28 protein-coding genes are annotated in these 26,735 nt (G+C 67.1%); 20 read left to right on the forward strand and 8 right to left on the reverse strand.

The genetic code is table 11. The features are described 5' to 3' along the window. The first annotated feature begins 284 nt into the window (after positions 1-284). Together U1769_RS22250 and U1769_RS22255 are read left to right on the forward strand one after the other, a co-directional pair. Positions 285-3,404: a TonB-dependent receptor domain-containing protein gene (locus U1769_RS22250; protein WP_332720257.1), complete on the forward strand. Its 3,120-nt coding sequence runs from the start codon at positions 285-287 to the stop codon at positions 3,402-3,404. Between the two features lie 59 nt (positions 3,405-3,463). After that, positions 3,464-5,062, forward strand: a complete 1,599-nt coding sequence (locus tag U1769_RS22255) for a rhamnogalacturonidase (RefSeq protein ID WP_332720258.1) — start codon at positions 3,464-3,466, stop codon at positions 5,060-5,062. A 34-nt stretch (positions 5,063-5,096) separates the two neighbouring features. Here U1769_RS22255 and U1769_RS22260 read toward each other — a convergent pair whose 3' ends face one another. Then, positions 5,097-6,083, reverse strand: a complete 987-nt coding sequence (locus tag U1769_RS22260) for an amidohydrolase family protein (protein WP_332720260.1) — start codon at positions 6,081-6,083, stop codon at positions 5,097-5,099. A 106-nt stretch (positions 6,084-6,189) separates the two neighbouring features. On the opposite strand from U1769_RS22260, the gene U1769_RS22265 reads away from it, so the two are divergent. Continuing rightward, positions 6,190-7,122 (forward strand): LysR family transcriptional regulator, encoded by a 933-nt coding sequence (locus U1769_RS22265; protein WP_332720261.1) that lies wholly within the window; start codon positions 6,190-6,192, stop codon positions 7,120-7,122. 203 nt (positions 7,123-7,325) lie between these two features. Here U1769_RS22265 and U1769_RS22270 read toward each other — a convergent pair whose 3' ends face one another. Continuing rightward, positions 7,326-8,144, reverse strand: coding sequence for an SDR family NAD(P)-dependent oxidoreductase (locus U1769_RS22270; protein ID WP_332720262.1), 819 nt, complete (start codon positions 8,142-8,144; stop codon positions 7,326-7,328). Between the two features lie 89 nt (positions 8,145-8,233). Between U1769_RS22270 and U1769_RS22275 the strand changes: the two genes are divergently transcribed. The 6 genes from U1769_RS22275 (at position 8,234) to U1769_RS22300 (ending at position 14,065) form a co-directional block, all read left to right on the forward strand. Then, positions 8,234-8,686, forward strand: a complete 453-nt coding sequence (locus U1769_RS22275; RefSeq protein WP_332720263.1) for a winged helix-turn-helix transcriptional regulator — start codon at positions 8,234-8,236, stop codon at positions 8,684-8,686. Between the two features lie 62 nt (positions 8,687-8,748). Next, positions 8,749-10,506: a DUF885 domain-containing protein gene (locus U1769_RS22280; protein ID WP_332720264.1), complete on the forward strand. Its 1,758-nt coding sequence runs from the start codon at positions 8,749-8,751 to the stop codon at positions 10,504-10,506. Between the two features lie 74 nt (positions 10,507-10,580). Further along, positions 10,581-12,593, forward strand: coding sequence for an amidohydrolase family protein (locus U1769_RS22285; RefSeq protein WP_332720266.1), 2,013 nt, complete (start codon positions 10,581-10,583; stop codon positions 12,591-12,593). A 100-nt stretch (positions 12,594-12,693) separates the two neighbouring features. Beyond that, on the forward strand, positions 12,694-13,296 hold the full coding sequence (locus U1769_RS22290; protein ID WP_332720267.1) for a TetR/AcrR family transcriptional regulator: 603 nt from the start codon (positions 12,694-12,696) through the stop codon (positions 13,294-13,296). Between the two features lie 17 nt (positions 13,297-13,313). Next, positions 13,314-13,658 (forward strand): DUF3817 domain-containing protein, encoded by a 345-nt coding sequence (locus tag U1769_RS22295; protein WP_332720268.1) that lies wholly within the window; start codon positions 13,314-13,316, stop codon positions 13,656-13,658. Beyond that, a complete protein-coding gene (locus U1769_RS22300) occupies positions 13,658-14,065 on the forward strand; it encodes a CopD family protein (protein WP_332720365.1) in 408 nt (135 codons plus the stop codon). The genes U1769_RS22295 and U1769_RS22300 overlap by 1 nt, the downstream gene beginning before the upstream one ends. A gap of 26 nt (positions 14,066-14,091) precedes the next feature. Here U1769_RS22300 and U1769_RS22305 read toward each other — a convergent pair whose 3' ends face one another. Next, positions 14,092-14,475, reverse strand: coding sequence for a GNAT family N-acetyltransferase (locus U1769_RS22305; RefSeq protein WP_332720269.1), 384 nt, complete (start codon positions 14,473-14,475; stop codon positions 14,092-14,094). Positions 14,476-14,608: 133 nt separating this feature from the next. Beyond that, positions 14,609-15,217 carry a TetR/AcrR family transcriptional regulator gene (locus U1769_RS22310; protein WP_332720271.1) on the reverse strand — a complete coding sequence of 203 codons (609 nt, stop codon included), beginning with the start codon at positions 15,215-15,217 and terminating at the stop codon, positions 14,609-14,611. Between the two features lie 111 nt (positions 15,218-15,328). Here U1769_RS22310 and U1769_RS22315 point away from each other — a divergent pair, with 111 nt between their 5' ends. Next, positions 15,329-16,363 carry an aldo/keto reductase gene (locus tag U1769_RS22315; protein WP_332720272.1) on the forward strand — a complete coding sequence of 345 codons (1,035 nt, stop codon included), beginning with the start codon at positions 15,329-15,331 and terminating at the stop codon, positions 16,361-16,363. A 60-nt stretch (positions 16,364-16,423) separates the two neighbouring features. Next, positions 16,424-17,047 carry a DedA family protein gene (locus tag U1769_RS22320; RefSeq protein ID WP_332720273.1) on the forward strand — a complete coding sequence of 208 codons (624 nt, stop codon included), beginning with the start codon at positions 16,424-16,426 and terminating at the stop codon, positions 17,045-17,047. On the opposite strand, the gene U1769_RS22325 is transcribed toward U1769_RS22320, so the two are convergent. Further along, on the reverse strand, positions 17,040-18,299 hold the full coding sequence (locus tag U1769_RS22325; RefSeq protein WP_332720274.1) for a NupC/NupG family nucleoside CNT transporter: 1,260 nt from the start codon (positions 18,297-18,299) through the stop codon (positions 17,040-17,042). The genes U1769_RS22320 and U1769_RS22325 overlap by 8 nt on opposite strands. Positions 18,300-18,452: 153 nt before the next feature. Between U1769_RS22325 and U1769_RS22330 the strand changes: the two genes are divergently transcribed. Continuing rightward, a complete protein-coding gene (locus tag U1769_RS22330; protein WP_332720275.1) occupies positions 18,453-19,088 on the forward strand; it encodes a queuosine precursor transporter in 636 nt (211 codons plus the stop codon). A 119-nt stretch (positions 19,089-19,207) separates the two neighbouring features. Here U1769_RS22330 and U1769_RS22335 read toward each other — a convergent pair whose 3' ends face one another. Further along, positions 19,208-19,561: a type II toxin-antitoxin system VapC family toxin gene (locus U1769_RS22335; RefSeq protein ID WP_332720276.1), complete on the reverse strand. Its 354-nt coding sequence runs from the start codon at positions 19,559-19,561 to the stop codon at positions 19,208-19,210. Beyond that, positions 19,558-19,755, reverse strand: a complete 198-nt coding sequence (locus U1769_RS22340; protein WP_332720277.1) for a type II toxin-antitoxin system VapB family antitoxin — start codon at positions 19,753-19,755, stop codon at positions 19,558-19,560. The genes U1769_RS22335 and U1769_RS22340 overlap by 4 nt, the downstream gene beginning before the upstream one ends. A gap of 250 nt (positions 19,756-20,005) precedes the next feature. On the opposite strand from U1769_RS22340, the gene argB reads away from it, so the two are divergent. The 6 genes from argB to U1769_RS22370 all read left to right on the forward strand — a co-directional run bounded on the left by argB (position 20,006) and on the right by U1769_RS22370 (position 23,685). After that, a complete protein-coding gene (gene argB, locus U1769_RS22345; RefSeq protein WP_332720279.1) occupies positions 20,006-20,905 on the forward strand; it encodes an acetylglutamate kinase in 900 nt (299 codons plus the stop codon). A 78-nt stretch (positions 20,906-20,983) separates the two neighbouring features. Next, positions 20,984-21,289: a YggT family protein gene (locus tag U1769_RS22350; protein WP_332720280.1), complete on the forward strand. Its 306-nt coding sequence runs from the start codon at positions 20,984-20,986 to the stop codon at positions 21,287-21,289. 3 nt (positions 21,290-21,292) lie between these two features. Beyond that, complete coding sequence (locus U1769_RS22355; RefSeq protein WP_332720281.1) at positions 21,293-21,580, forward strand: DUF167 domain-containing protein; 288 nt, start codon at positions 21,293-21,295, stop codon at positions 21,578-21,580. Positions 21,581-21,590: 10 nt separating this feature from the next. Beyond that, positions 21,591-22,466: a bifunctional methylenetetrahydrofolate dehydrogenase/methenyltetrahydrofolate cyclohydrolase FolD gene (gene folD / locus U1769_RS22360; protein WP_332720282.1), complete on the forward strand. Its 876-nt coding sequence runs from the start codon at positions 21,591-21,593 to the stop codon at positions 22,464-22,466. Next, entirely contained in the window at positions 22,463-23,068 is a 606-nt protein-coding gene (locus tag U1769_RS22365; protein ID WP_332720283.1) for a hypothetical protein, read from the forward strand. Before folD ends, U1769_RS22365 begins: the two co-directional genes overlap by 4 nt. Further along, complete coding sequence (locus U1769_RS22370) at positions 23,065-23,685, forward strand: MarC family protein (protein ID WP_332720284.1); 621 nt, start codon at positions 23,065-23,067, stop codon at positions 23,683-23,685. Before U1769_RS22365 ends, U1769_RS22370 begins: the two co-directional genes overlap by 4 nt. A gap of 18 nt (positions 23,686-23,703) precedes the next feature. Here the strand turns inward: U1769_RS22370 and U1769_RS22375 are convergent, their stop codons facing one another. Further along, a complete protein-coding gene (locus U1769_RS22375) occupies positions 23,704-25,497 on the reverse strand; it encodes an AcrB/AcrD/AcrF family protein (protein WP_332720285.1) in 1,794 nt (597 codons plus the stop codon). Positions 25,498-25,601: 104 nt separating this feature from the next. On the opposite strand from U1769_RS22375, the gene U1769_RS22380 reads away from it, so the two are divergent. Further along, positions 25,602-25,988: a GtrA family protein gene (locus tag U1769_RS22380; protein ID WP_332720366.1), complete on the forward strand. Its 387-nt coding sequence runs from the start codon at positions 25,602-25,604 to the stop codon at positions 25,986-25,988. 15 nt (positions 25,989-26,003) lie between these two features. Further along, positions 26,004-26,735, forward strand: coding sequence for a class I SAM-dependent methyltransferase (locus U1769_RS22385; protein ID WP_332720286.1), 732 nt, complete (start codon positions 26,004-26,006; stop codon positions 26,733-26,735).

Consider the following 26,735-nt stretch of genomic DNA (forward strand, 5'->3'; position numbering starts at 1 on the left):
GCGCCCGGATATGTGGCCCCAAGGACACGCAATCCCATCTTCTGGACTGATGTCCCACAACGTCTTGACGTGCCGATTCTCATTCTGTAATATCTCGTCCCACAATATGAGATATTACGACGTTCGAAAATGGTAGCGCTAACCTGGCGGGGTCGCCGTCAGGTCGGAACAACGCGGATGCAAGACGAACGAGACCGGTAACCGGCGAGACTCACAGGGCCGCGCGAGCTGTCCGCAACTGAAGCAGCAGCCTCCTTGTCAGGGGGCGCAAGAGGGGATGAACCATGAAAGAGACCACCACCACCGCCAATCGGCGCGCGCGCTTCCTGTGCGGATCGGCGATCGTCGCCGCCGGGCTGAGCCTCGCCTCTGTCGCTTCAGCGCAGACGGCCCGGCCGGTCATCGACCAGAGCGCGCTGCCGGCCGTCCCGGCGGGCGAAGCGACGGTGGCGCCGGAGCAGGACATCGTCGTCACCGGATCGCGCATCCGCCGCGCCGAGTTCACCGCCTCGACCCCGGTCAGCGTGCTCAGCCAGGAAGACGCGAAGCTCGCCGGCACGGTCAATGTCGAGAAGCTGCTGAGCGATTCGCCGCAGTTCGTCGGCTCGCAGAATGGCGGCGCCACCTCCAACACGGTTCCCGGCGGCACCGCGGACGTCAATTTGCGCGGCTTCGGCGCGACGCGCAACCTGGTGCTGGTCAACGGCCGCCGCTTCGCGATCTACGGCCCGGACCAGGTCACCGATCTCAACACCATCCCGTCCTCGCTGATCGCGCGGACCGAGATCGTCACCGGCGGCTCCTCGGCGGTGTACGGATCGGACGCGATCACCGGCGTGGTCAACTTCATCATGCGCGACGATTTCGAGGGCGTCGAAGCCAAGGCCCAGGTCAACCTCGCCGCGCCGACCAGCACGCCGACCTATAATTTCGACCTGACGCTGGGCGGCAATTTCGCCGACGGCCGCGGCAACCTGGTGGTTTCGGGCAATTACCTGCGGCGCAAGGGCATCACCCGCGGCGAGCGCGGCGATTTCGCCTATGATTCGCTGTCCGACGGCTGCGTCGTGCCAGGCACCGGCAGCGCCAACAGCGCCGGCACGCCCTTCGCCATCCCCGCCGGCCAGACCTGCACGTCGGGCGGCGGGCAGCTCGGCTTCATCGCCGGCGGCAGCGGCGACATCCCCAATGGCCGCTTCTCGGGCCTGCCGACCTTCGGCAACGCCAGCCCGGGGCTGCAGGCAGCCTATACCGCGGCGGGCCTTGGCGGGCTCGGCTCGCGCGGCTTCACCTTCAACGACGCCGGCACCGCCGCGCGCCCGGCGCTGACGCCGCAGGACGATTTCAACCTCGGCCCCGACAATTACCTGATCATTCCGCAGGAACGCTGGATGATCAACAGCTTCGGCCATTATGATTTCACCGACAGCATCACCGGCTATATGGAGCTGCATTACTCCAACAACCTGGTGAGCGCGCAGCTCGCGCCGAGCAATGTCGGCGTGCCGACGCTGTTCAACACCAACAACCCCTATCTGACGCCGCAGCTGCGCGAAGTGTTCCGCCAGCTCGACCTGGCCGAAGTCGGCACCACGACGGTGACCAGCGGCTCGGCGACACGGACCACGGTTGCCGGCGACGGCCTCGCCGTCGTCACCGCCGGCCGTCGCTACCGCGAGCTTGGCCAGCGCCAGGCCGATGCGCGCCGCAACACCTTCCGCGGCGCCTGGGGCTTTCGCGGCGACATTGGCAGCGCGTCGGACAGCTTCCTGACCAACCTGTCGTACGACGTCTATTACACCTATGCCCGCACCGAGGAGACGACGCTGCTGCGCAACGCCATCTCGCGCAGCCGCCTGCAGGCATCCTTGCTGTCGGTCGGCGGCGCGGCGCCGGTGTGCAACATCTTCGGCGAGAACATCACCGAAGCCTGCGCCAAGGCGATCTCGATCAGCGCGACCAACTCGACCACGGCCGAGCTGCAGGTCGCATCGGCCAACATCACCGGCAATCTGTTCTCGCTGCCGGCCGGCCCGGTCGGCTTCTCGACCGGCGTCGAATGGCGCGAATCGAGCGCCAGGTTCAATCCGGATTCCTTCCTGTCCTCGGGCGACGTCGCCGGCTTCAATCCCGGCCTGCCGACGAGCGGCAAAGTTTCCGCCAAGGAAGTGTTCGGCGAAATCCGCGTGCCGCTGATCCACAACACGCCGTTCATCGAGAATCTGACCGCCAACGCCGCCTTCCGCTATTCCGATTACAGCCTGTCGGGCATCGGCGGGGTGTGGACCTATCTCGGCGGGCTCGACTGGCGCGTGACCCGGGACATCGCGTTCCGCGGCCAGTATCAGCGTGCGATCCGCGCACCGAACGTCAACGAGCTGTTCGGCGGCACCAGCCGTTCCGTCCAGACGGCGACCGATCCCTGCTCGAGCCGCGCAGGGCTGACCACGGCGCAGCAGGACGCGATCAAGGCGATCTGCATCGCGACGGGCGTTCCCACCGGGCAGGTGTTCGGTGCGGGCGTCCAGCCGGAAAACATCATCCCGGCCGATTTTGGCGGTAACGTCAATCTCAGCGAGGAGAAGTCGGACACCTTCACCGCCGGCGTGGTGCTGACGCCGGGCTTCGTGAAGGGGCTCTATATCAGCGTCGACTACTTCAACATCACGCTGGACGGCGCGATCTCGCCGCTCGGCGGCGGGCTGCAGAACACGCTGAACCTCTGCTACAACGTGATCCGCGATGCCAGCAGCGAGTTCTGCCAGGCGATCAAGCGCAACCCGACGTCCGGCGCGATCCAGGATCCCTATGTCGCGCAGATCCGCAACGCCAATACCGGCTCGCTGAAGACGTCCGGCATCGATTTCGCGGTACGTTACTCGCTGCAGGCCGGCTTCGGCTTCCCCGGCCTCGCCGAGACCAGCTCGTTCGACTTCTCGACCAGCTACACCTGGCTCGACGAGTTCACTTCGACCCCGATCGCCGCCTTTGCGAATATCAAGAATTACTGCGCCGGGGCTTACGGGCCGACCTGCGGCCAGCCGCTGCCGAAATGGCGGGGCAATTCGCGCGTCACCTGGAATGTCGGGGATCTCGGCCTCAGCCTGCGCCACCGTTATGTCGGCAAGGTCACGACCGACCGCTACATCCTGCCGCTGCGCTCCGGCGCGGCCAATGCGCCGGCGCTCAGCAGCTTCGCCTATCCGGTGCTGAAGGCGCAGAATTACTTCGACCTGTCGTTCACCTATGACGTGACGAAGCGCCTGCAATTCTACGGCGGCGCCAACAACCTGTTCGGCAAGCAGCCGCCCGTCACGACCCAGGGCCCCGGCGCGAATACCTTCGCCGCGACCTATGACGTGATCGGCACCGAGCTGTTCTTCGGCGCGACGGTGAAGTTCTGATAAAGGGGGGAGGGGGCCACGCCGCCTCCCCGCAATTTTTCGACAAAGGGGCAGGCCCGATGACGCTCGATCGCCGTTCGATGATCCTGGGCGGATCGGCCGCCCTGACCGCGGCGGCAGGCGCCAGCCCGGCGCTGGCCGCCGAGCGCGGCGGCGGGCCGCTGCCGATAGCCGGCACCGCCGGCTGGGTGGACGTCCGCCAGTTCGGCGCGAAGGGCGACGGCACGACGATCGATTCGATCGCGGTCAACAAGGCGATCGACCATGCCGCGGCGCGCGGCGGCGGCACGGTGTTTTTCCCGGCCGGCACCTATGCCTGCTTCACGATCCGCCTCAAGAGCCGGATCACGCTGCATCTCGACCAGGGCGCGACGATCCTCGCCGCCCCTGCACCGACCAGCGGCAGCGGCGGGTACGACCATGCCGAGCCGATCGGCGAGCATGGCGCCTACCAGGATTTCGGCCACAGCCATTGGCGCAACAGCCTGATCTGGGGCGAGGGGCTGCACGATATCGCGATCGTCGGTTCGGGCCTGATCTGGGGCAAGGGCCTCGGCCGCGGCGACGGCAAGGACAATTATCTCAGCGACCCCAACGGCCCGGGCACCGGCAACAAGGCGATCGCGCTGAAGCTGTGCCGCAACGTGTTGCTGCGCGATTTCCAGGTGCTGGAGGGCGGCTGGTTCGCTTTGCTCGCGACCGGCGTCGATAACCTGACGATCGACAATCTGCTGGTCGACACCAACCGCGACGGTTTCGACATCGACTGCTGCCGCGGCGTGCGCATCACCAATTGCACGATCAATTCGCCATGGGACGATGCGATCTGCCCGAAGAGCAGCTTCGCGCTCGGCTATCCCCGCGACACCGAGGACCTGATGATCGCCAATTGCCTGGTGACGGGCAATTACGTGATCGGATCCGTGATCGACGGCACGTGGAAGAAGATGCCGGCCTCCTTCGCCAACACGGTGCATGGGCGCATCAAGTTCGGCACGGAATCCAACGGCGGCTTCAAGAAGATCACGATCACGAACTGCGTGTTCGACGACAGCCAGGGGCTGGCGCTGGAGACGGTGGACGGCGCGAATTTCGAGGACGTGACCGTCACCAACGTGACGATGCGCGGCAGCTTCAGCTCGCCGATCTTCATGCGGCTGGGCCGGCGCATGCGCGGGCCGAAGGGCACGCCGATCGGCACGCTGAAGCGCGTGACGATCACCAATCTGGTCAGCTCGGGCGCCGGCTGGCTGCCCTCGATCCTGGCCGGCATCCCCGGCCATCCGATCGAGGATGTGAAGATCAGCGACGTGTTCCTGCACCAGATCGGCGGTGCGCCCGCGGCGATGGCGGCTTTGCGCCCGCCGCTCAATGAACTCGCCTATCCCGAACCCAACATGTTCGGTGACGTGCCCGCGACCGGATTCTTCATTCGCGACGTGCGCAATATCGAGATGAGCAATGTCGAGGTCGCCGTCGAGAAGGCCGACCCGCGCGCGGCCTTCTATCTCAACGATGTCGAGGAAGCGGATTTCTTCCGGCTGCGCGTGCCCAAGGGCGAGAGCTTCGTGCTCGACCGGGTGACGCATTTCCGCAGCTTCGGGAGCCGGTGGCTGAAGGACCGGGTGGTGGACGGGCTGGTTTCGGACCGGTTCTGAGGGGGGTATCACCGCCGGCACGGCCTGACTTCCCCTAAAATGCGCCGCCACGCTGTGTCAGCCGAAGCCAGTTCGCGTGGGCGAAGCCGGCCTTGTCGGCTTCGTCCAGACCGCATTCCGCCAGGAAGCGGCGCGCGTCGCCGCCGGGCCGGTATTGATAGGGAAAGTCGGTCGAGAATAGCAGCCGGTCCGGACCGACGATCGCGGCCGCTCGGGCGAGATATGCCGGCAGGAACATGCCGCTGGCGGTGACGTAGAGGTTTCGGCGCAGGTATGTCGCAATCGGCTGGGCGAGTCCGGATACCCGGTCCAATGCCGCCAGGCGCTCGGCATAGAAGAGCACCACTTCTCCCCAGTGGCCGAGGATCACCTGAAGGCCGGGCAAGCGATCGAACATGCCGGCAAGCACGAGGCGGATGAACTGGATGCCGGCGTCATAGTGCCAGCCGAGGCCGTACATGGCGAACGCCGCGTCCACCTCCGGCGCGAAACCCGAATAATACGCGGATCGCACCTCCTTCGCGGGCGTGCGCGGATGCAGCAGCACCGGCACCCCGAGCGCCGCGGCGCTTTGGAAGATCGCGAACAGGTCCGCATGATCCAGATTTCGATCGCCGACCCGGCCGGACAGCATCGTCCCCTTGAAGCCGAGCGTCCGGACGCAGCGTTCGAGTTCCAGCGCTGCCTCGTCGGGCATGGCGACGGACAGGGTCGCCAGCGCCTGGAGGCGATCGGGCCATCGCGCGATGGCTTCGGCCACGGCATCGTTGGCGCGGCGTGCGAGATCGACGCTTTCCGGCCCAAGATCGTGCAGCCCGGGCGTGGTCAGCGACAGCACCTGAACATCGAGGCCGGTCTCGTCCATGAGCGCAATGCGCTCGCCGGCCAGATCGAGCAGGCGCCGCTCGATCTCGCCCGAATGCACGCCGACGCTCGGGTCCGTCGCCTCCAGCCCGATGGCGTTCCAGGCGTCGCGCACCTCCGCCGTCAGATAATGCTCCTCGATGCCGATCAGCTTCATGGTGGGTCCTTTCGAAAATCTCTCCCCGAAATTGGGCCTCCGCCGATGCGGGCGCCAGACGCATGAGATGCAAAGCAGGGTTGCATGAAGCGCTATGCGTCGCGCCATGGTCGGGCTATCAACCCGCATGGCGCCGATCGACCTGAACCTGCTTGCGGCGCTCGACGTCCTGCTCGCCGAGCGCAGCGTGACGCGGGCTGCGCGACGCCTTGGGCTGAGCGTCTCCGCGACGAGCCGGACGCTGACGCGGCTGCGATCGGCGACCGGCGATCCCCTGCTGGTGCAGGCCGGGCGGTCGCTGGTGCCGACGCCTTATGCGGAACGGCTGGCCGGGCGTGTCCACGCGCTCGCCCAGGAAGCGCGCGACGTTCTTACGCCGGCCACCGATTCCATGGACCCGGCCCTGCTCGAGCGGACGTTCACTATCCGCGCCAATGAAGGGTTCGTGGCCCTGTTCGCCGCCGCTCTGGTCACGGCCCTTACCGAGGCGGCGCCCCATGTCCGTCTGCGCTTTGCCCCCAAGCCCGACAAGGATGTGACCCCCTTGCGCGACGGCAGGATCGATCTGGAGATCGGGACGGCGGGCGGGTCCGCACCCGAGGTGCGAAGCCAGCTGATCTTCCGCGACCGCTTCGTCGGGGCGGCCCGCCTGCGCCACGCCTTGTTCGAGCGACCGGTGACGCCCGAGCTTTACGCCGCTTGCGGGCATGTCGTCACGTCGCGGCGGGGTGCGTCGGGCGGTCCGGTCGACGACGCCCTTGGCGCGATCGGCTTGCGGCGCGAGATCGTCGTGATCGTGCCGAGCTTCCTCGATGCGCTGAATATCGCGCGCCAATCCGACCTGGTCGCGCTCGTGCCGCAGTCATGCCTTCGGCACGGGGAGATGGCGGCGCAGGGCATCCGGGGGTTCGACCTGCCCGTGACGACGCCGGAACTGGCGATCTGCGCGATGTGGCACCCGCGTTTCGATGCCGATCCGGCGCATCGCTGGTTCCGCCAAACGATCGTGGCGACCTGCCGGGCCGCCGCTCAGGGATGACTCGAGACCGCGCTGCGGAAAGATGAAGAGGGATTCACGCAAAGCGCGAAGATCAGGATAGCGCGTCCGCAATACTCAGTTCGCTCAATCGCGCCGAAAAGATTCGCCGCGTCCAGTCAGAAGCGCCGCACAGGGGATCGACCCCTGCCCGACGCTGTCCCACCCCTTTCCCCTCCCCTGAAGGGGAGGGGCTTGAGGTATAGTCAGGCCGCGGCCGTTTCCCTGACCGCCTCACGATAGCGCGGCGCGACCTGGCGGTTGGAGAGCCGGTCGCCCATCGCCAGGCGGGCGGCTTCATAGGCCTTCCACTGGCCTTCGTCCGCCAGCGGCGGGATGGTGACGGTTTCGCCGCGATCCAAGCCGAGCAGCGCCGCATCGACCAGGTCGCCCGCCTCCATCACCCATTCGACCGGGAAGCTGTCGACATCCTTGCCGGAGCGTTCCCAGATCTCGGTGCGGGTGGCGCCGGGCAGGACGGCCTGGACGCGCACGCCGAGCGGCTCCAGCTTTGCGGCGAGCGACTTGCTGAGGTTCAGCAGATAGGCCTTGGAGCCGCTATAGACGCCGTCGAACATCTCCGGCGCCAGCGCCAGCACCGAGGCGATGTTGATGATCCCGCCATGCTTGCGCTCAGCAAAGGCCTTGCCGGCGGCGGCGGCGAGCAGCGTCGGGGCAGTGATGTTGAGGGCGATCAGCGCCTCTACCCGGGCGATGTCGCTGTCGAGCAGGCCGCCGGTCAGCGACATGCCGGCATTGTTGACCAGCAGGGTGATCGCGCCGTCCGTGGCGAGACGCGATTCGATCTTTGCGACATCGGCGCGGTCGGTCAGGTCGGCGCGCAGCACGTCGACGGTGCGGCCGGTGGATTCGGTGAGCTTCGCGGCGAGGCTTTCCATCCGCCCGGCGTCGCGCGCGACGAGGATCAGATCATAGCCGCGCCGGGCGAGGCGATCGGCATAGACGGCGCCGAGGCCAGTCGAGGCGCCGGTGATGAGGGCAGTGCCCAAAGTCGCATTGGTCATGATGTGTCTCCTTCTTTCACCCGAACCCATAAGAGCCGATGCCCGACGAGTGACTTGCATAATGATAGGAATGTGACTATCATTATGCAATGGACAATGCGAAATATTCCGATGGCCCCTGCCCGATCGCCCGTGGCCTCACCCGCGTGGGCGATGCGTGGAGCATGATGATCCTGCGCGATGCAGGCGGCGGCGCGACGCGCTTCGACCAGTTCCAGAAGAACCTGGGCATTGCGCCGAACATCCTGACCCGGCGGCTGGCCGCGCTGACCGGGAACGGGCTGCTGGAGCGGCGGCGCTACAGCGAACACCCGCCGCGCGACGAATATCTGCTGACCGCGGCGGGCCGGGATTTCCTGCCGGTGCTGTTCGCGTTCGGCGCCTGGGGCGGGCGGCATTTCGGCGACGCCGACTTCTCGCGGCTGATCGAGACCGGGAGCGAGGCCGAGGTGGAGCCAGTGGTGGTCGATCGCGCCAGCGGCGTTGCGCTTGGCGAGATGGATTTGCGCATCCAGCCACCCGCGGGGCGGGGGGCGGTATAGCGATCGGGCGCTGGCCCGGATAGGGTGCCGATCCCGGCGCAAAGCCCGGGGCAAGGGGCACTATGAGAATTCTGCACACGGCACTCATGCTGGCCATTGGCCTGGCCGCGATTCAGCCGGGTGTCGGCACGGCGGCCGAGGCTGCCGTCGTCGCCAGCGCAGCCGACCGGCAGCTCAAGGCGATCTACGACGCCGAATGGCAGTGGCGCCAAAAGGAATTCGCCCAGGTCAGCGAGGGACTGCGCAGCAAGGACGACGACCATTTTCCCGCCGTCACCGCGGCCGACTGGGCGCGGCGCCGCGCTTATTGGCAGGACGTGCTCGACAGGATCGCGAAAATCCCGTCGGCCGAATTATCTCCGGAGGAACGGCTCAACGCCGCCGTCCTCGTCGAATCGCTGCGCGCGCAGATCGCCAATATCGATTACCGGACCTACGAAGCGCCGCTCAACAGCGATTCCTATTTCTGGGGCGAGGTGAAACCCTATGCGGCGCTGGAAACCGCCGCGGACTATCGCCGCTATATCGGCCGGCTGAAGGACGTGCCGCGCTGGTTCGACGAGAATATCGCGAACATGCGCGCCGGGCTGCAGCGCGGCTATACGCCGCCGCGCGTGACGCTAGAGGGGCGCGACGCGACGATCGCCGCCTTTACCGCGGCAGGCCCCGCCAACCCGCTGAACGATCCGTTCGAGGCAATGCCGGCCGCGATCCCGGCGGCCGAACAGGCGGCGCTTCGGGCCGAGGGGCGGGCGGCGATCGACGCCGCGGCGGCGCCATCCTATCGCAAGCTGCTCGGCTTCTTCCGCGAGACCTATTTGCCGGGCACGCGGCAGACCCTGGCGGCCTCCGCCCTGCCCGACGGCAAGGCATTCTATCGCAGCCAGATCCGCGAATATACCACGCTGGATCTCACGCCGGAGCAGATCCACGCGATCGGGCTGAAGGAAGTTGCGCGGATCGATGCCGACATGAAGGCGACGATCGCGCAGACCGGGTTCAAGGGCAGCTTCGCCGAATTTCTCGCCTTCCTGCGCAGCGATCCGCAATTCTATGCGCGGACGCCGGACGAGCTGCTCGGTTTTTCGGCCTATGTCGCCAAGCGGATGGATGGGCGGCTGAAGGATGTCTTCACCGTGCTGCCGCGCTTCCGCTTCACCATCCAGCCGGTGCCGGACGCGATCGCGCCCGTCTACACGTCGGGCCGTGGCGGGCTCAGCGCCTGCCTGATGAATACATATGATCTCAAATCGCGACCGCTCTACAATCTCGTCTCGCTGACGCTCCACGAATGCGTGCCGGGCCACAGCCATCAGGCGGCGATGGCGCTGGAAGCGCCCGATCGCCCGGCATTCCGCCGCGAAACCTATTTTTCGGGCTATGGCGAAGGCTGGGGGCTCTATTCGGAATGGCTCGGCACCAAGCTCGGCATGTACCGCACACCCTATGAGGAATTCGGGCGCGAGACCTTCGAGATGTGGCGCGCCTGCCGACTGGTCATCGATACCGGGCTTCATGAGCTTGGCTGGACCCGGCAGCAGGCGATCGACTATCTCGCAAGCCATACCGCGCTGGCGAAGCTCGATATCGAGATCGAGGTCGATCGCTACATCAGCTGGCCTGGCCAGGCGCTTGCCTACAAGCTTGGCGAGATGAAGATGCGGGAGCTGCGCGGCATCGCCGAAAGCGAGCTGGGCGATCGATTCGACCAGCGGCGCTTCCACGATACGCTGCTCAACATGGGTTCGGAGCCGTTGCCCGCGATGGAGCGCGAAATGCTGACATGGATCGCGGCGGAGAAGGCGAAGCCGAGCCCGTGATCGGGGGCGTTGCCCCGGCACAAAGGCGCTTCATTTCGGGCTGACGGCATGCTCTTATGGGCCCGATGAGAAAAATGTCGCTCGCGCTGATCCTGGCGCTCGCCCCGGCTCCGGCCGTTGCCGAAACCGCCCGCTTCACGGCGATCTTCGGCGGCAAGAATGTCGGCCATCTGGTCGCCGACACGCAGGGCGACAAGACAACGATCGACTTCGACATCAAGAATAACGGCCGCGGGCCGACGATCGCCGAAACGATCACGACCGGCCCGGATGCGCTCCCGAGCGCCTGGACGGTGACGGGCACCACCACTTTCGGCAGCAAAGTGGCGGAAAGCTACGTGCGGCGGGGCAAGCGCGCCGAATGGATCGATTCGACCGGCAAGGGCAGCGCCGCCGCCGGCGCACCGGCCATCTATGTGACGCAGAGCGGCAGCCCCTGGTCGGACCAGGTCTATGCGACCGCGCTGCTGAAGCAGCCGGGCATGACGATGCGGGCGCTGCCGGGCGGCACCTTGCGGCTGGAAAAGGGCGAGACGCTGAGCGTCGACGGCAAGGGCGGCCCGATCCAGGTGACGCGGTACGACCTGACCGGCATCGACACGACGCCGGAGACGATGCTGCTCGATGCGCAGGGGCGGCTCTTCGCCAGCGTGTCGGCCGAGTCGATCGTCGTGCGCGAAGGCTATGAGGGCGAGGAAGTGCGGCTGCGCAAGCTCGCCGCCGACTGGAGCACGCAGCGTTTCGTCGAGATCCAGAAGCAGGTCGCGCATAAGTACGGCGCGCCGGTGCGCATCCGCAACGTGCGGGTGTTCGATCCCGTTACGGGCAAGCTGACCGATCCGGTCTCCGTCCTGGTATCGGGCAAGGCGATCGCCGCGGTCGAGACCGCGGACAGCCCCGCCACGCCGGGCGAGGTGACGATCGACGGCGGCGGCGGCACGCTGGTGCCCGGCATGTACGAAATGCACGGCCATCTCGGGCAGGAGGACGCGCTGCTCAATCTGGTCGCGGGCATCACGACCGTGCGCGACATGGGCAACGACAATGCCGTGCTCGCGCGGATGATCGACCGGGTGGATTCGGGCGAGATCGGCGGCCCGCACGTGATCCGCTCCGGCTTCATCGAGGGCAAGAGCCCGTTCAGCGCCAATAACGGCATCGTCGTCGACAGCCAGCAGGCCGCGATCGACGCAGTGCGCTGGTACGGCGCGCGCGATTTCGCGCAGATCAAGATCTACAACAGCATGAACCCGGCCTGGGTGCCGGCGATGGTGAAGGAAGCACATGCGCTCGGCATGCGCGTCGCGGGTCACGTCCCCGCCTTCGCGACCGCCGATCAGATGATCGGCGCCGGCTATGACGAGATGACGCATATCAACCAGTTCGTGCTCGGCTGGGTGATCGGTCCGCAGGAAGACACGCGCACCCTGTTCCGGCTGACCGCGCTGAAGCGACTGCCGGCGCTGTCGCTCGATGATGCGAAGGTCCAGCACACGATCGGGCTGATGGTCGACGGGCACAAGGCGATCGACCCGACGCTCGGCATCCACGAGAATCTGCTGCTCAACCGCGACGGCAAGATTCCGCCCGGCGCGGTCGATTATGCGGCGCATCTGCCGGTCGGTGCTCGGCGCGACCTGATGAAAGGCTGGATCGACGTTTCGGCGCCGGGCGACGCCGCACTCTACGAAGGCGCGTGGGACAAGCTGCTGGCAGTGACCAAGCAGCTCCACGATCGCGGCGTGTTCATCGTGTTCGGCACCGATACCGGGGGCAGCTTCACCTTCCACCGCGAAATGGAGCTGTACCAGGAGAAGGGCATCATGACGCCGTCCGAGATCCTGACGCGCGCGACGCTCGATAGCGCCCGTTATACCGGGCAGGATCAGCTGATGGGATCGATCGCCAAGGGCAAGCTGGCGGATTTCTTCCTGGTGCCCGGCGATCCGACCAGGACGATCAAGGCGATCAAGACGATCGCCATGGTGGTGAAGGACGGCACCTTCTATTATCCGAGCGAAGTCTATCCCAAATTCGGCATCGAGCCGTTCGCCGCCGCGCCCAAGGTGACGCTGCCGGCACGCTGAACGCCGGCAGCGCGATCGACAACACCGCTTTGCGCGCCAAATCCGCGAGCCGACGAGAAGTGTGCTTGCAAAATAGCACGATCGTTCGTACTAAAATCCTATGAAAGCCGAGACGACAAAAACCCGCGTGATCGCAGCCGGGCTGCAGACGCTGAGCCAGGGCGGGCTGTCCTCCGTCACGATCGGGCGGCTGGCGGAGGAGACGGGCCTGTCGAAGAGCGGGCTGTTCGCGCATTTCCGGTCGCGTGAGGCGCTGGAATTGGCGCTGCTCGAGGAAACCGCGCGGCTTGCGCTCCAGCATGTCGTCGCGCCAGCGATGCTCAATCCGGAGGGGCTGCCGCGACTGATGGCGCTGGTGGGGCGGTGGTTCGGCTGGTCGGCGCGGGCGGGCTTGCGGGGCGGGTGCCCGATTGCCGCCGCGCTGTTCGAGCTGGACGACACCCCGGGCGCGGTGCGCGACCGGGTGGTTGCGCTTGACGCCGAATGGCGCGGGCTGTTGCGCACGCAGGTGGAGCAAGCTGTCGGGCTGGGCCATCTCGATGCGGGGATCGAGGTCGATCAGATCGTGTGGGAATTGTGCGGCATCTATCTCGCGCATCACAGCGCGATGCGCTTCAACCGCGATCCCGAGGCTGACCGGCGCGCGCAGCATGCGCTGGTCGCGCTGCTGGTGCGCAGTGGCGCCGATCCGGCGAACCTGTGATGTCCGGAGGTGCTGGCATGCCCGCCCTATCGGCGGCGGCCGAAGACGTGGCGCAGATCCGGCGGCTGCTGCTCGCGTCGTTCGTCGAGGCGACCACGTTGCTGATCCTCCTGCTGGTCGCGGTGCCGCTCAAGCATGTGTTCGGTTATGCGCTGGCGACCCGGATCATGGGGCCGGTGCATGGCGCGGCGTTCGTCGCTTATGCATGGAGCATGATCGCTGCCGTTTCGGGCGGCGGCTGGTCGAGGCGCGAGATCGCGCGGCTTGGCCTTGCCGCCTTCGTCCCGTTCGGGGGCTTCCTCAATGCCGGGCTGTTGCGGCGCAAGCAGTCGTCGCTTGCCGCCGGGATGGCGCCGGCGTGATGCCCTATCTCTGGCTGAAGGCAATGCATGTCGCGGCCGTGCTGATCTTCATCGGCGGGCTGTTCGCGCAGAGTTTTGCGGTGTCCGGCCAGCGGGATGGCGGGACGGTGGCGCTGGTTTCCGGCTGGGACCGGCGGGTGACCGTGCCGGCGATGCTGCTGGTGTGGCTGACCGGCGCGACGATCGCCGCCGAGGGGGCGTGGTTCGGCAGCCCGTGGCTGTGGGCGAAGCTCGCTTTCGTGCTTGCGCTTACGGGATTGCACGGCGTCCAGTCCGGCCGGTTGCGGCGGCTGCGGCGGGGCGAGACGGTGGAGAGCCGGGTGCGAACCGGGTACATCGCGGCGTTCCTTGCCGGGTCGGTTGCGGTCATCGCGCTGCTGGTGGTGGTGAAACCGTTCCAGCTCTGAGCGCCGGCTCTTATGTCGGGACGGGATCAGACGGGCAGGGTAAGGATCGGGCGCTCCCACGCCGCCCTGGGCGTCGGTGGGCTGGTGCCAATGATGGTGGCGCCCATCTTCTGATAGAAGCCGACGGACGGGGGATGCGAGACGATCCTCACCGCGGCAATGCCGCGCCGCCTTGCCTCGATTCTCATATGCCGGAAAAGCATGGCGCCCAGCCCGCTTCCCTGCGCAGGGTCCGTGACGAACATGAGGTCCAGTTCGGGCTCGCCACCAAGGGTCAGGCTGTAGAAGCCGGCGATCGAGCCATTATGTTCGGCGACATGGAAGAGGTCGTTGGCGACCTGCGCGGGCGACACGGCATAGCCTTCAAGAATGCTTGCATAGACGCCGCCATAGGCGGCCGACGCGTGCATCAACCTGGTGAGAGCGGCGGCGTCGTCGGGCCTGGCGGGACGGATGACGAACAGCGGCGGAGACTTTCGAAAGAAGGTTGCGCGCTACCATCACGTCGGGCTTCGAGAACATCAATAGGGCGCACGCGCTCCTTCAGCCGGTTTTCCCGGCACCGAAGCGCAGGCCGTCGATCAGCAGCGCGACCATCCGGCGGGCCTCGGGCGCTTCGCCTTCGCTGGCGGGACCGGCGAGGCGGAGGATGGCGAACAGCAATTCGCGTGCGTCGATATCGGTACGGATCTCTCCGGTCGCCGCGGCGGCATCGAGCAGGCCGCTGAGCGCCGGGGTGAGCTGGCCGAGGACATAGAGCGGGAGCGCCTGATACGCCGCGTCGCCTGAGTGGAGCGCCGGGCCGAGGCCGCGCTTGGTGGCAGCGAGATCGACCAGGCGCTGGGCCCATGCCTCAAGCGCTGCGCCCGGCGGCTGAGTCGCGCGGATTTCCGCGGCGGCCGCGACACAGGCGTCGACTTCGCGCTGGATGATCGCCTTGATGAGGTCCGAGCGCTGCGGAAAGTGCCGGTAGAGCGTGCCGACGCCGACGCCCGCCGCCGCCGCGATCGAGCGCATCGGCGCGTCCACGCCGGCATCCGCGAAGATCGTCATCGCGGCGCGCAGCAGGGCGTCGACATTGCGCCGCGCATCGGCGCGTTGCGGCGGACCCAGGTCGTCGGGCTCATCCGGTCGATCGGCCTCAATCGCCACTTTCATATCATCCTTGCTAAACGGAACATGGTTCCGTATAGAACCGGACACTGGTTCCGGTTCGCTTATAGGGCGTTTGCCGGCACCTCGCCATACCCTTGGAGAACACACATGCAGTATCGTCCACTCGGCCGCACCGGCATCCAGGTCAGCCCTTATTGCCTTGGCGCGATGATGTTCGGGAAGCTTGCCAACCCCGATCACGACGAATGCGTGCGCATGGTGCACAAGGCGCTCGATTTCGGCATCAATGTCATCGACACGGCCGACCGCTACAGCGCCGGCGAGTCCGAGGAGATCGTCGGCAAGGCCCTGCAGGGACGGCGGGACCGGATCGTGCTCGCAACCAAGGTGCATGGCCCGATGGGCGACGATCCGAACATGCAAGGCAATTCCCGGCGCTGGATCACCCGGGCCGTCGAGGACTCGCTGCGCCGGTTGCAGACCGACTATATCGATCTCTACCAGATCCACCGGCCGTCGCCCGATACGGACGTGGAAGAGACGCTCTCAGTGCTCACCGATCTGATGCGCGAAGGGAAGGTCCGCGCGATCGGCGCCTCCACCTTCCCGGCATCCGACATCGTCGAGGCGCAATGGATTGCCGAGCGCCGCGGGCTGGCGCGCTTCCGCACCGAGCAGCCGCCTTATTCGATCCTCAACCGCTCGATCGAGCGCGAGGTGCTGCCGGCCTGCCAGCGCTACGGCATGGGCGTGCTGGCGTGGAGCCCGCTGGCCAAAGGCATGCTGACCGGCAGATACCGCAAGGGCGCGCCGCAGCCGGATACGCTGCGCGCGAAATACTTTCCCAAGGCGATGTCGGACGAGGGCAGCCTCGACGCGGTCGAGCAGCTCATTCCGCTGGCGGAGAGCGCCGGCATCTCGTTGATGCACATGGCGCTTGCCTTCGTGGTGGCGCATCCGGCGCTGAGCGCGGCGATCATCGGCCCGCGCACGATGGAGCAGCTCGACGGCCTGCTGGCGGGTGCCGAAGTGACACTCAGCGACGACCTGCTCGATGCGATCGACGCGATCGTGCCGGCGGGCGTCGATGTCGCGCCGCTCGAGGGCGCGGCCTATCAGCCGCCGGCGATCGCGCAGGCGGGGTTGCGGCGCCGGCCGGCCGCCGAACGGGCGGCGGCCTGACGAAAGCGAGATCACGCCGGGGCACTGGTCACATCCCGGGCGATCGGGCACGCTTGCCGCATGACGATCGAAACCCTCATCGCCCGTTACGGCCTGGCCGCGATCTTCCTCGGCGCGGGGATCGAGGGGGAGACCTCGGTCATCGCCGGCGGGGTGCTCGCGCATCGCGAGCTGGTGCCGCTCTGGGCGGCGATGGCGGCCGCGGCGACGGGCTCGTTCGTCGCCGACCAGCTGTTCTTTGCCGGTGGGCGCTATTTCCGCGACAACCGCCGGGTCCGCGCGATGTCGGCCCGGCCCGCCTTCGCCAGGGCGCTCGTCACGCTCGAACGGCATCCGGTGCTGTTCGTGATGGGCTTCCGCTTCCTCTATGGCCTGCGCACCATCAGCCCGGTGGCGATCGGCACGTCGAGCATTACGACCCGGACCTTTGTGCTGCTCAATGCGCTCGCCGCCGCGATCTGGGCAGTGCTGTTTACGGCGATCGGCTACATCTTCGGCCATGGCATCGAGGAACTGCTGAGCGGTTTCCTTGCGCCGGACCGGCTGCTGCCGGCGGTGGCGATTGGGCTGGTCGTGCTGTTCGCCGTCTCGCACGGCGTGCGCTGGCTGCACCATCGTTATGCGCTGCGCTGCGAGCGCGCCGCCGCACGGCCCGGTACCGCGCGGCCGGCCGACGCTAGCTGATCAGCATCCCGGCCAGCGCGGCGCTCATCAGGTTGGCGAGGCTGCCGGCGATCAGCGCGCGGATGCCGAGCTTGGCGATCATCGGGCGCTGGTTGGGCGCGAGGCTGCCCGTCACCGCCATCTGGATCGCGATCGACGAGAAATTGGCGAAGCCGCACAGCGCGAAGGTAATGACGGCGATGGTGCGCGGGCTGAGCGCGCCCTGCTGCGCGCCGAGCGAGATGTAAGCGACGAACTCGTTGAGCACGATCTTCTGCCCGAACAGGCCGCCGGCGATCTGCGCCTCGTCCCATGGCACGTTGAGCAGGACCATGACGGGTGCGAAGACATAGCCGAGCAGCCCCTGGAAGCTCAGGTCCGGATAGCCGAACCAGCCGCCGATGCCGCCGAGCAGGCCATTGGCGAGCGCGACCAGCGCGACGAACGCCAGCACCATCGCGCCGACCGCGACGGCCAGCTTGACGCCGGTCTGCGCGCCCTGCGCCGCCGCCATGATGATGTTGGCGGGCTTCTCCTCGTCATGGCTCGCCTCGGCGATGTGGATGATCTCGGCCTCTGGATCGTCGCCGAGCGGGAGCTGGTCGAACGGCGCTTCCTTGATATCGGGCATCATCAGCTTGGCCATCAGGATGCCGCCCGGCGCGGCCATGAAGCTGGCGGCGAGCAGATATTCGATGCGGATGCCCATCGAGGCATAGGCCGCGAGGATCGTGCCGGCGACGCCGGCCATGCCGCTGGTCATCACGGTGAACAGCTGCGCCGGAGTCAGGCTGGCGAGATAGGGGCGGATCACCAGCGGCGATTCGCTCTGCCCTACGAAGATGTTCGCCGCGGCGCAGAGCGATTCGACCTTGGAGACGCCGATCACCCATTCGATCGCGCCGCCGAGCCAGCGCACGACCAGCTGCATGATGCCGAGATAATAGAGGATTGAGACGAGGGCGGCGAAGAAGATGATCACCGGCAGCGCCTGGATCGCGAAAATCTTGCCGAGCGGATCGGCCGCGAGGCTGCCGAACAGGAAGCTGGTGCCGGCATTGGCATAGCCCAGCAGGTTGGCGACGCCGGTCGACATGAATTCGAGTGCGTGCACGCCGGCCGGCACCTTCAGCACCAGGATCGCGATGCCGGCCTGGAGCAGGAAGGCAGCGCCGACGACGCGCAGGCGGATCGCGCGGCGGTTGCTCGACAACAGGACCGCGATGCCGAGTATGACGGCGATACCGACGATGCCGATGAGGAAATGATTCATTTGGGCGCCCCGCCTGGATAAGATCGACGCGGCTTTTACTGGCCGCACGGCCTCCCACCATACAGGGCGGCGGCGATTGGGCTAGTGGCCCGCGTTACGGCCGGTTTTCGCCCCCGGTTTGACGTGCGCGTAAAAGGCGGTAGCGTCATTTCGATGAACCAGACTGCTCCCGCGATCCCGCGCTCTCTCTTCGTCTACGCGATCTTCTATGGCGGCATGGTGTGCATCGCCGGGGTGCTCGGGGTGAAGCAGGTCGCGCTCGGGCCGCTCGCGGTCGAGGCCGGGATCTTCGGTTTCCTGCTGCTCGTCGTGATGGGCAGCGCAGTGACCGAACTGCACGGCCGCAAGGCCGGCGACATGTTGGTCCGCTTCGGCTTCGTGCCGCTGATCGTCTCGGCGCTGCTGATTCAGGTCGTCCTGGCGCTGCCGGCCGACAAGGGCATGTACCCGCCCGCGGTCGACGCTTTCCCGATCGTCGTCGGGCAGAGCGCGCGGATGATGATCGCCGGGCTGATCTCCTATGGCATCTCGCAGACGCTCAACATCTTCATCTTCTCGAAGCTCCGTCGGGATGGCGGCAAGCTGCTGTGGCTGCGCGGCATGATCGCGAGCATCGTCAGCCAGGTGATCGACACGGTGCTGTTCATCTCGATCTCCTTCTATGGCGAGCGGGATATTCTCGAACTGATGGGCGGGCAGATGCTGGCCAAGGTCGTGCTGTCGATCGTGCTGGTGCCGTTCCTGATCACCTTCTTCGTGTGGCTGGGCCGCCGGCTGGACGCGCGATAGGAATCCCCTCCGCAGGGGAGGGGGCCGCCCGGCGAAGCCCGCACGGGGAGGGCTCGGTCGGAACGGCTGTCTGGGTCCTGACGATCATTCCAACCGGCCATCTCCCTTGCGAGAGAGGTTCAGGTCAAACCCAGCCGCTGTGCGGCACCGTTGAGGCGCTCGTCGCGGGTCCACAATGTGGCGACGCTCAGTCTGGCGGACGCGAGCAGATGTGCATCGACATATCCGATGCCGATCCCTGCCAGCGCATGCCGATCGATAAAATCCAGCACCTCGCCCTCATCGGCGACGATTGCCTGGGGCAGACCCTGTAGCGCGCCCAGCACCGTTTCACGCTGGCGAAGGCTGCCAAGCGCAAGCTCGCCGATCACGAAGGGATGGGCGAGGACCTGCCCCGCCGTGAGCAGGCGAACGAGCGCCGGATCACTGCCCCGCAGGTGATCGACCCAGACCGAACTGTCGACCAGGATCACGCAGGATCGCTTCGCCGCCGGGAGGGCTGGGAAAGGTCGGGCTCACTGCCGCCGAGCCGGGCGAGCCGCAGGGCGCTCTCCCGCTCGATCAGCGCTTTCAACGCTTCGCGGACCAGCAGGGATTTCTCTCTGAGACCGGTAAAGGCCTGCGCCTTGGCCACGAGGTCGTCGTCGAGGGCGATAGTAGTACGCATCGGGGTTCCTTTGTCGGCACGAAACATGGCATCGAATGATGTTGATTTCAATGCCGCCTCTATTCCTCTCCCGCAAGGGAGGGGACGCACAGCGAAGCCGGGAGAGGGCTCGGTCGGAACGGCCGGCTTTAGCCTCATGGGCCGTTCCGACCGAGCCCTCTCCTTCGCGCTGCTGCGCAGCTTGCCCTCTCCCCTGCGGGAGAGGGGGTAGTAGCTTTCACCGCGCCGACTTCATGGCTATGGGCGCTGCATGACCGACTACGCTCCCGATCCCGCCCTGCTCGCCAAGGCCGAGACCCTCGTCGAGGCGCTGCCCTATATGCAGCGTTATGCCGGCGCGACCTTCGTCGTGAAATATGGCGGGCACGCCATGGGCGATCCCGAGGCGGCGCGCGATTTCGCCGAGGATGTCGTGCTGATGAAGGCAGTCGGGATCAACCCGGTCGTGGTGCATGGCGGCGGGCCGCAGATTGGCGCGATGCTGAAGCGGCTGGGCGTCGAATCGCGTTTCGTCGACGGGCTGCGCGTAACGGACGCGGAGACCGCGCAGATCGCCGAGATGGTCCTGGCCGGATCGATCAACAAGGAGATTGTCGGCTGGATCGGCCAGGCCGGCGGCCGTGCGGTCGGCATTTCGGGCAAGGATGGCGGCTTCGTCACCGCGGAAAAGGTCGGGCGCAACACGCCGGACCGGCTGCAGGGGATCGAGCGGCACGTCGACCTGGGCTTCGTCGGCGAGCCGGTCGGGGTCGACCGGCGGATCATCGACACGCTTTCCTCGGCCGGGATCATCCCGGTCGTCGCGCCGATCGCGCAGGGCGCGGACGGCCAGACCTACAATATCAACGCCGATACCATGGCCGGCGCGATCGCGGCGGCGCTTGGCGCGCAGCGGCTGTTCATGCTGACCGACGTAGTCGGCGTGCTCGACAAGTCGAAGCGGCTGCTGACCGATCTCGATCCCGCCGCGATCGCCAAATTGCGCGCGGACGGGACGATCAGCGGCGGCATGATCCCCAAGCTGGAGACCTGCGTCGCCGCGGTCGAGGGCGGGGTGGACGCGGCGGTGATCCTCGACGGGCGCGTGCCGCACGCAATGCTGCTCGAAATCTTTACCCGTCAGGGTGCAGGCACGCTGGTCCACCGTTGATCGGGTCTGTTCGAGAGTGAAACGATTCGCTAGGCTTGCCTTCCACTTGACCCCCGGAGATCTACCTTGGCCTTATTAGTGGTCCTCCTTAAGATCGTTCAGGTGCTGCTCGGCGTCGCCACCTGGATCATCCTGATCCAGGCGATCCTGTCCTGGCTGATCGCGTTCAACGTGATCAGCATCCACAACAGCGATGCCGTCCGTCAGGTCTGGTACGCGCTGCAGAAGATCACTGAGCCCTTCTACCGCCCGATCCGGCGCATCCTGCCCGATTTCGGCGCGCTCGACCTGTCGCCGCTGGTCGTGTTGCTGATCCTCTACATCCTGTCCAACATCATCGTTCCCGCGATCGCGGCGCAGCTGTTCATCGCGCCCGTCATCTGAGCGATGCCGGCCTGGGCGCTCCGGCCGGACGGGATCGCACTGGCCATCCGGGTCACGCCGCGTGCATCGCGGGAAAGCCTCGGGCCGGGCACGGCGGAGTATCTCGCCGCCCGGCTGAATGCCCCGCCGGTCGACGGGGCGGCCAACGCGGCATTGATCCTGCTCGTCGCCCGCGCGTTCGGCGTGCCGAAGCGCGCCGTGACCCTGGTCGCCGGGGAAACCGCCCGGCTGAAGCGACTCCATGTCGCGGGCGATGCCGCGGCGCTGGCGGAGATCGCCGCGAGCCTTTAAGGGACCCGCCATGAGCGCAGAAATCATCGACGGAAAAGCCTTTGCCGAGGCCCTTCGCGGCCGCATTGCGGAGCGGGTGGAGGCGTTTGTCGCCGCCGCCGGCCGCGCGCCCGGCCTCGCGGTCGTGCTGGTCGGGGAGGATCCGGCCTCCGCCGTCTATGTCCGATCCAAGGGCAAGGCAGTGAAGGCCGCCGGCATGGCCGGCTTCGAATATCGCCTGGCCGCCGATGTGGCGCAGGACGAGGTGCTGGCGCTGGTCGACCGGCTGAACGCCGATGTGAATGTCGACGGCATCCTGGTCCAGTTGCCGTTGCCGTCGCATATCGACGAACGCGCCGTCATCACCCGGATCGATCCGGACAAGGATGTCGACGGCTTCCATCCGGTCAATGCCGGTCGCCTCGCGACGGGCCTGCCTGGCTTCGTGCCGTGCACGCCGCTCGGTTGCGTGATGCTGCTGAAGGACCGGCTCGGCGACCTTTCCGGGCTCGACGCCGTGGTGATCGGCCGCTCGAACATCGTCGGCAAGCCGATGGCGCAATTGCTGATCCAGGAAAGCTGCACCGTCACGGTCGCGCATTCGCGGACGAAAGACCTGTCGAGCGTGGTGCGCCGCGCCGATATCGTGGTGGCGGCGGTCGGCCGGCCCGAGATGATCCGGGGCGAATGGATCAAGCCCGGCGCGACGGTGATCGACGTCGGCATCAACCGCACCGCGACCGGGCTGGTCGGCGATGTCGATTTCGCCGGCGCGGCCAGCGTGGCAGCGGCGATCACCCCGGTGCCGGGCGGCGTCGGGCCGATGACGATCGCGGTGCTGCTGCGCAACACGCTGCTCTCGGCGCATCGCCGCGCTGACGTCGCCTGGGATGAGGAAGCCCTGTGATTCTGTTCCTGCTCGCAGCGACGGCGCCCCAGACCGCCGCCGATGCCGAGCGGGCTTTTGCCAGCATGGCGCAGACCGACGGCCAGTGGAGCGCGTTTCGCCGCTTCGCGGCCGAGGACGCCGTGATGTTCACGCCGCAGCCGGTCAGGGTGCAGGCATTCCTCAAGGATCGCGCCGATCCGCTGGCTGCGCTGATGTGGTGGGCGGCGGACAGCTTCGTCGCGTGCGACGGCGCGGCCGCGGTGAATACCGGGCCGTGGATGCGGCCGCGGGGCGATGCGGCGGGCTATTTCACCACGGTGTGGCAGCGCCAGACCGATGGCGGCTGGCGCTGGACGATGGACGGCGGCGACGATCTCGCGACGCCGCGCCCGGCCGGCGATGCGCCGCGGGTGCACCGGGCTTCCTGCGCCGGCAGCCCGTCGACCGTGCCGGCGGTGCGGTATCGCGATGGGGAGACCGGCGAAGGCCAGTCCGAGGACCGGACATTGGCCTGGCGCTGGCACGTCGCGCCGGACGGATCGCGCAGCTTCGACGCCTGGCTGTGGGACGGGCGCAGGATGCGCGCCGTGATGGCCGACCGCATCGCCGCCGCGCGATGATCGCGCTCTATATCTCTTCGCTGATCACTTTCTTCGTGGTGATCGATCCGCCGGGCTGCGCGCCGATCTATGCCGGGCTGACCAGTGGCGCATCCTCGGCCCATCGCCGCGCGATGGCGGTCCGCGCGGTGCTGGTCGCCGCCGCGATCCTGCTGGTCTTCGCGCTGTTCGGCGAGGATCTGCTGCGCGGGCTGGGCATCAGCCTGGCCAGTTTCCGCATCGCCGGCGGCATCATGCTGTTCCTGATCGCGCTGGAAATGGTGTTCGAGAAGCGCACGCAGCGGCGCGAGGACCGCGCGGCCAAGGTCGCCGAGACGGCCGAAGTGGAGGATGTCTCGATCTTCCCGATGGCGATGCCGATGATCGCCGGGCCCGGATCGATCGCCAGCGTGATGCTGCTGATGAGCCGCAACGACGGGCTCGAGCGCTCGGCCGTGGTGTTGGCCGCGCTGGCCACGATCCTGCTGCTGACCCTGCTTGCGCTGCTCGCGGCGGGGCCGATCATGCGGGTGCTCGGCGTGAAGATCGAGGCAGTGATCACCCGCCTGCTCGGCGTGCTGCTCGCCGCGCTGGCGGTTCAGTTCGTGATCGACGGGGTGCGCATCAGCCTGTTGTAGCCGCCGCGCCCCCGGCGCTCACTTGGTGTAGTCGATCCTGAACAGCCGCAGCGGCGATTTCTTCGGCAGCGGAATCTGTTCCAGCCATGCCGGCACCTTGTTGTGCGCGAGCTGATCATAGAAGCCGCCCGGCGCGCGCGCGCGATAGATCGTCGATTCGGACATGTTCGGGCATATCAGCAACAAGGTCGCGCCGTGGCGCTTCGCGATCGCGCGGAAATTCTCCGGCGTGCCCTTGAAGGCGTGCTGCACGTCGAGGATCGCATCGCCGTTGCGGTGATAGGGGCCGGCGATCGCGCGGTGGTGCGTGATGGTGATCAGCCGCGGGCCGAGATCGACGAAGGTGAAGATCGTCTGCGCCGGCAATTTGTCGAGCGGGGCGAGCGCCGGGATGGTCGGGCAGCGGCCGCTCGCGGTGTTGACGACCTGGACGCGCTTGCTCGGCTGATCGATCTTGAACCACTGGATCGCATAATAGGAGAAGGTGCCGGAGACGGCCATGAACGCGATCACCGTGCCGAACACGCGCACCGCGATCAGCCGGTGCCCGAGGCACCAGGGCAGGATGATCCAGCCGAGCGCGGTCGCGCCGGGCACGGCGAGCAGCTGCGCTGCCGGGCCGGCCCGTGCCTGCCACAACAGCATTGCGCCGGCGAAGCCCGAAAACAGCAGCACCGTCATCCAGCCGTGAAAGGCGGGGGTGCCGCGCGCGCGCCACGCGGCGATGCAGCAGCCGATGATGCCGATCACCGGCAGCGTCACGATCGGGAAGGCGACGCGGAAGGCGTGCTTGTAGATTGGCCGCGCCTCGCGGACATTGTCGAGCCAGTTGCGGGCGAGCTCGGGCGAGACCTGTTCGGGCCGGCCCAGGCATTGCGGGAAGAGCAGCGCGAAGCCGATGACGATCGCGACGCCGGCCGCCACCGCCAGCGCGAGGCGCAGCCAGCGTCGTTCCGGATTGAACCGGCCGAGCAGGAAGAGGAGCGCCCCGGCCGCGACCATCACGCTCAGCCAGACCGGGGTGAGCGCGTCGCAGCGCAGCACTTGGTTGGCGTTCGAGGCGAACAGCGCGAAGCCGAGTGCGCTGCCCCCGGCGAGGGTGAGGGCATAGACCGTCATGCGCGGCGCATCGGCCCGGTCCCACACCCAGCGCAGGGCGATGATCGCGCCGGCCATCGCGGCATAAGGCAGCAGTTCGAGGCCGATCGTCAGCGAGACGGCGCTGGCCAGGCCGACGATCGCCCCGCCGCGCGCGCCCTTTGGATCGGACAGGCCAGCGACGGTCAGGCTCAGCATGGCAAGCTGCCAGCCGTGATGATCGATCCGGTCCGGCATGAACATCAGGATGGTCGAGGTGCAGCCGATCACCAGGAAGATCAGCGCGAGCGGCCAGGCGACGGTGCTGACCAGCCGGCGCACAGTGGCGGCGATACCGAGCATCGCGATGGCGAGCGGCAGGATCGGCGCGATGCCGCAGGCCAGCCGTTCCGCCTGCGCGACGCCGACAAAGGGCTGCAGCAGCAGGATCAGGCCGGCGATGGGCAGATCGACGATCCGGCTCCAGTGAATGTCGAACCCGCCGGGCGGATTGAGCTTGTATTGGCGCAGATCATACCAGCCCTGCCCGTTCAGCAGCGCGCGGACCTGGGCCAGGCGCATATTGTCGTCGGTATCGCCGAGCGACAGCCACTGGATCGCGTTCCATCGATCGAACAGGAACCAGATTCCCACCGCGAGCCAGGCAAGCAGCGTCAGCCGCACCCAATGTTGGTCAAGGGCCCGGACGAGCGGGCGATCGGATGCTTGTTGCAAAAGGCTTCCCTCGGTCACGTTCGCGCTCTAGTGCCACCGCTGCAAAGGGCAAGGTGCGCGTGACGGCGATTATCAGACAGATCGAGTCGTGGCGGGCGAGCGGGATGCTGCAACAGCTGATCCGCTTCGGCATTGCCGGCGGCATTTCCAGCGTGATCTATTTCGCGGTTTATATGCCGCTGGCCCTTTATGTCTTCGACGCGCATCTCGCCGTGCTCGCGGTCCCGCCCGCTTTCCTGGTCGCGGTGGTCGCCGGCTTTTTCCTGCACAGCGCCTGGAGCTTCAAGGGGCACGGCACGCGCGACCAGAGCGGCCGGCAGCACCTCAAATTCTTCATGGTGCAGAGCTTCGGCCTGGCGCTCAACGCAGCATTCACCTGGATCATAACCGGGCCGCTGTTTCATGGCCCTGTCTGGCTGCCGATGATCCCGGTGCTCACGGTCACGCCGCTCGCGACCTTCGCACTAAACCGCCAATGGGTCTTTGGCTGAGATGGGCATATTCTGATGGACCGTATCGTCTACGACCGGATGGCGGCGCATGATTCGACGCACTGGTGGTACACTGCCCGGCGCGACATCCTGGCCGATTATCTCGCACGCGAGGGCGATCTGCCGAAGGCGGCGCGCATCCTGGAGATCGGCTGCGGCACCGGGCACAATCTGCCGATGCTGGGCGCGTTCGGCACGGTCGACGCGATCGAGATCGATCCGGCGGCGCGCGACATCGCCAGCGCCCGGCTGGGCAAGCCGGTCGGCGCCGCGCCGCTGCCCGAGCTGACCGGGGTCGAGCGCGGCAGCTATGATCTGATCGCGGTGCTCGACGTGGTCGAGCATATCGCGGACGATATCGCCGCGCTGAAGGCGATGGCCGAGTGCCTGAAGCCGGGCGGCAAGATCCTGATCACCGTGCCGGCGCATCAATGGATGTGGAGCGCGCATGACGTGGTGAACCATCACCACCGGCGTTATTCCAAGGCGGGGCTGACCAGCGTCATCCGCGCCGCCGGGCTGGAGCCGCGCAAGCTGGGCTATTTCAACTCGCTGCTGTTTCCGCTCGCCGCCGCGGCGCGGCTGGCCGGGCGGCTGACCGGCAAGGACGACAGCGACGATTCGCCGCCGCCGAAGATCGTCAACACGCTGTTCGAGGCGATCTTCCGGCTCGAGCGCCATCTGGTCGGGCGGGTGCCGCTGACGCCGGGAGTCTCGATCATCACGCTGGCGGTGCCGAAACGGTAG

The sequence above is a fragment of the Parasphingomonas zepuensis genome (genome assembly GCF_036663735.1).
GTDB lineage: Bacteria > Pseudomonadota > Alphaproteobacteria > Sphingomonadales > Sphingomonadaceae > Sphingomonas.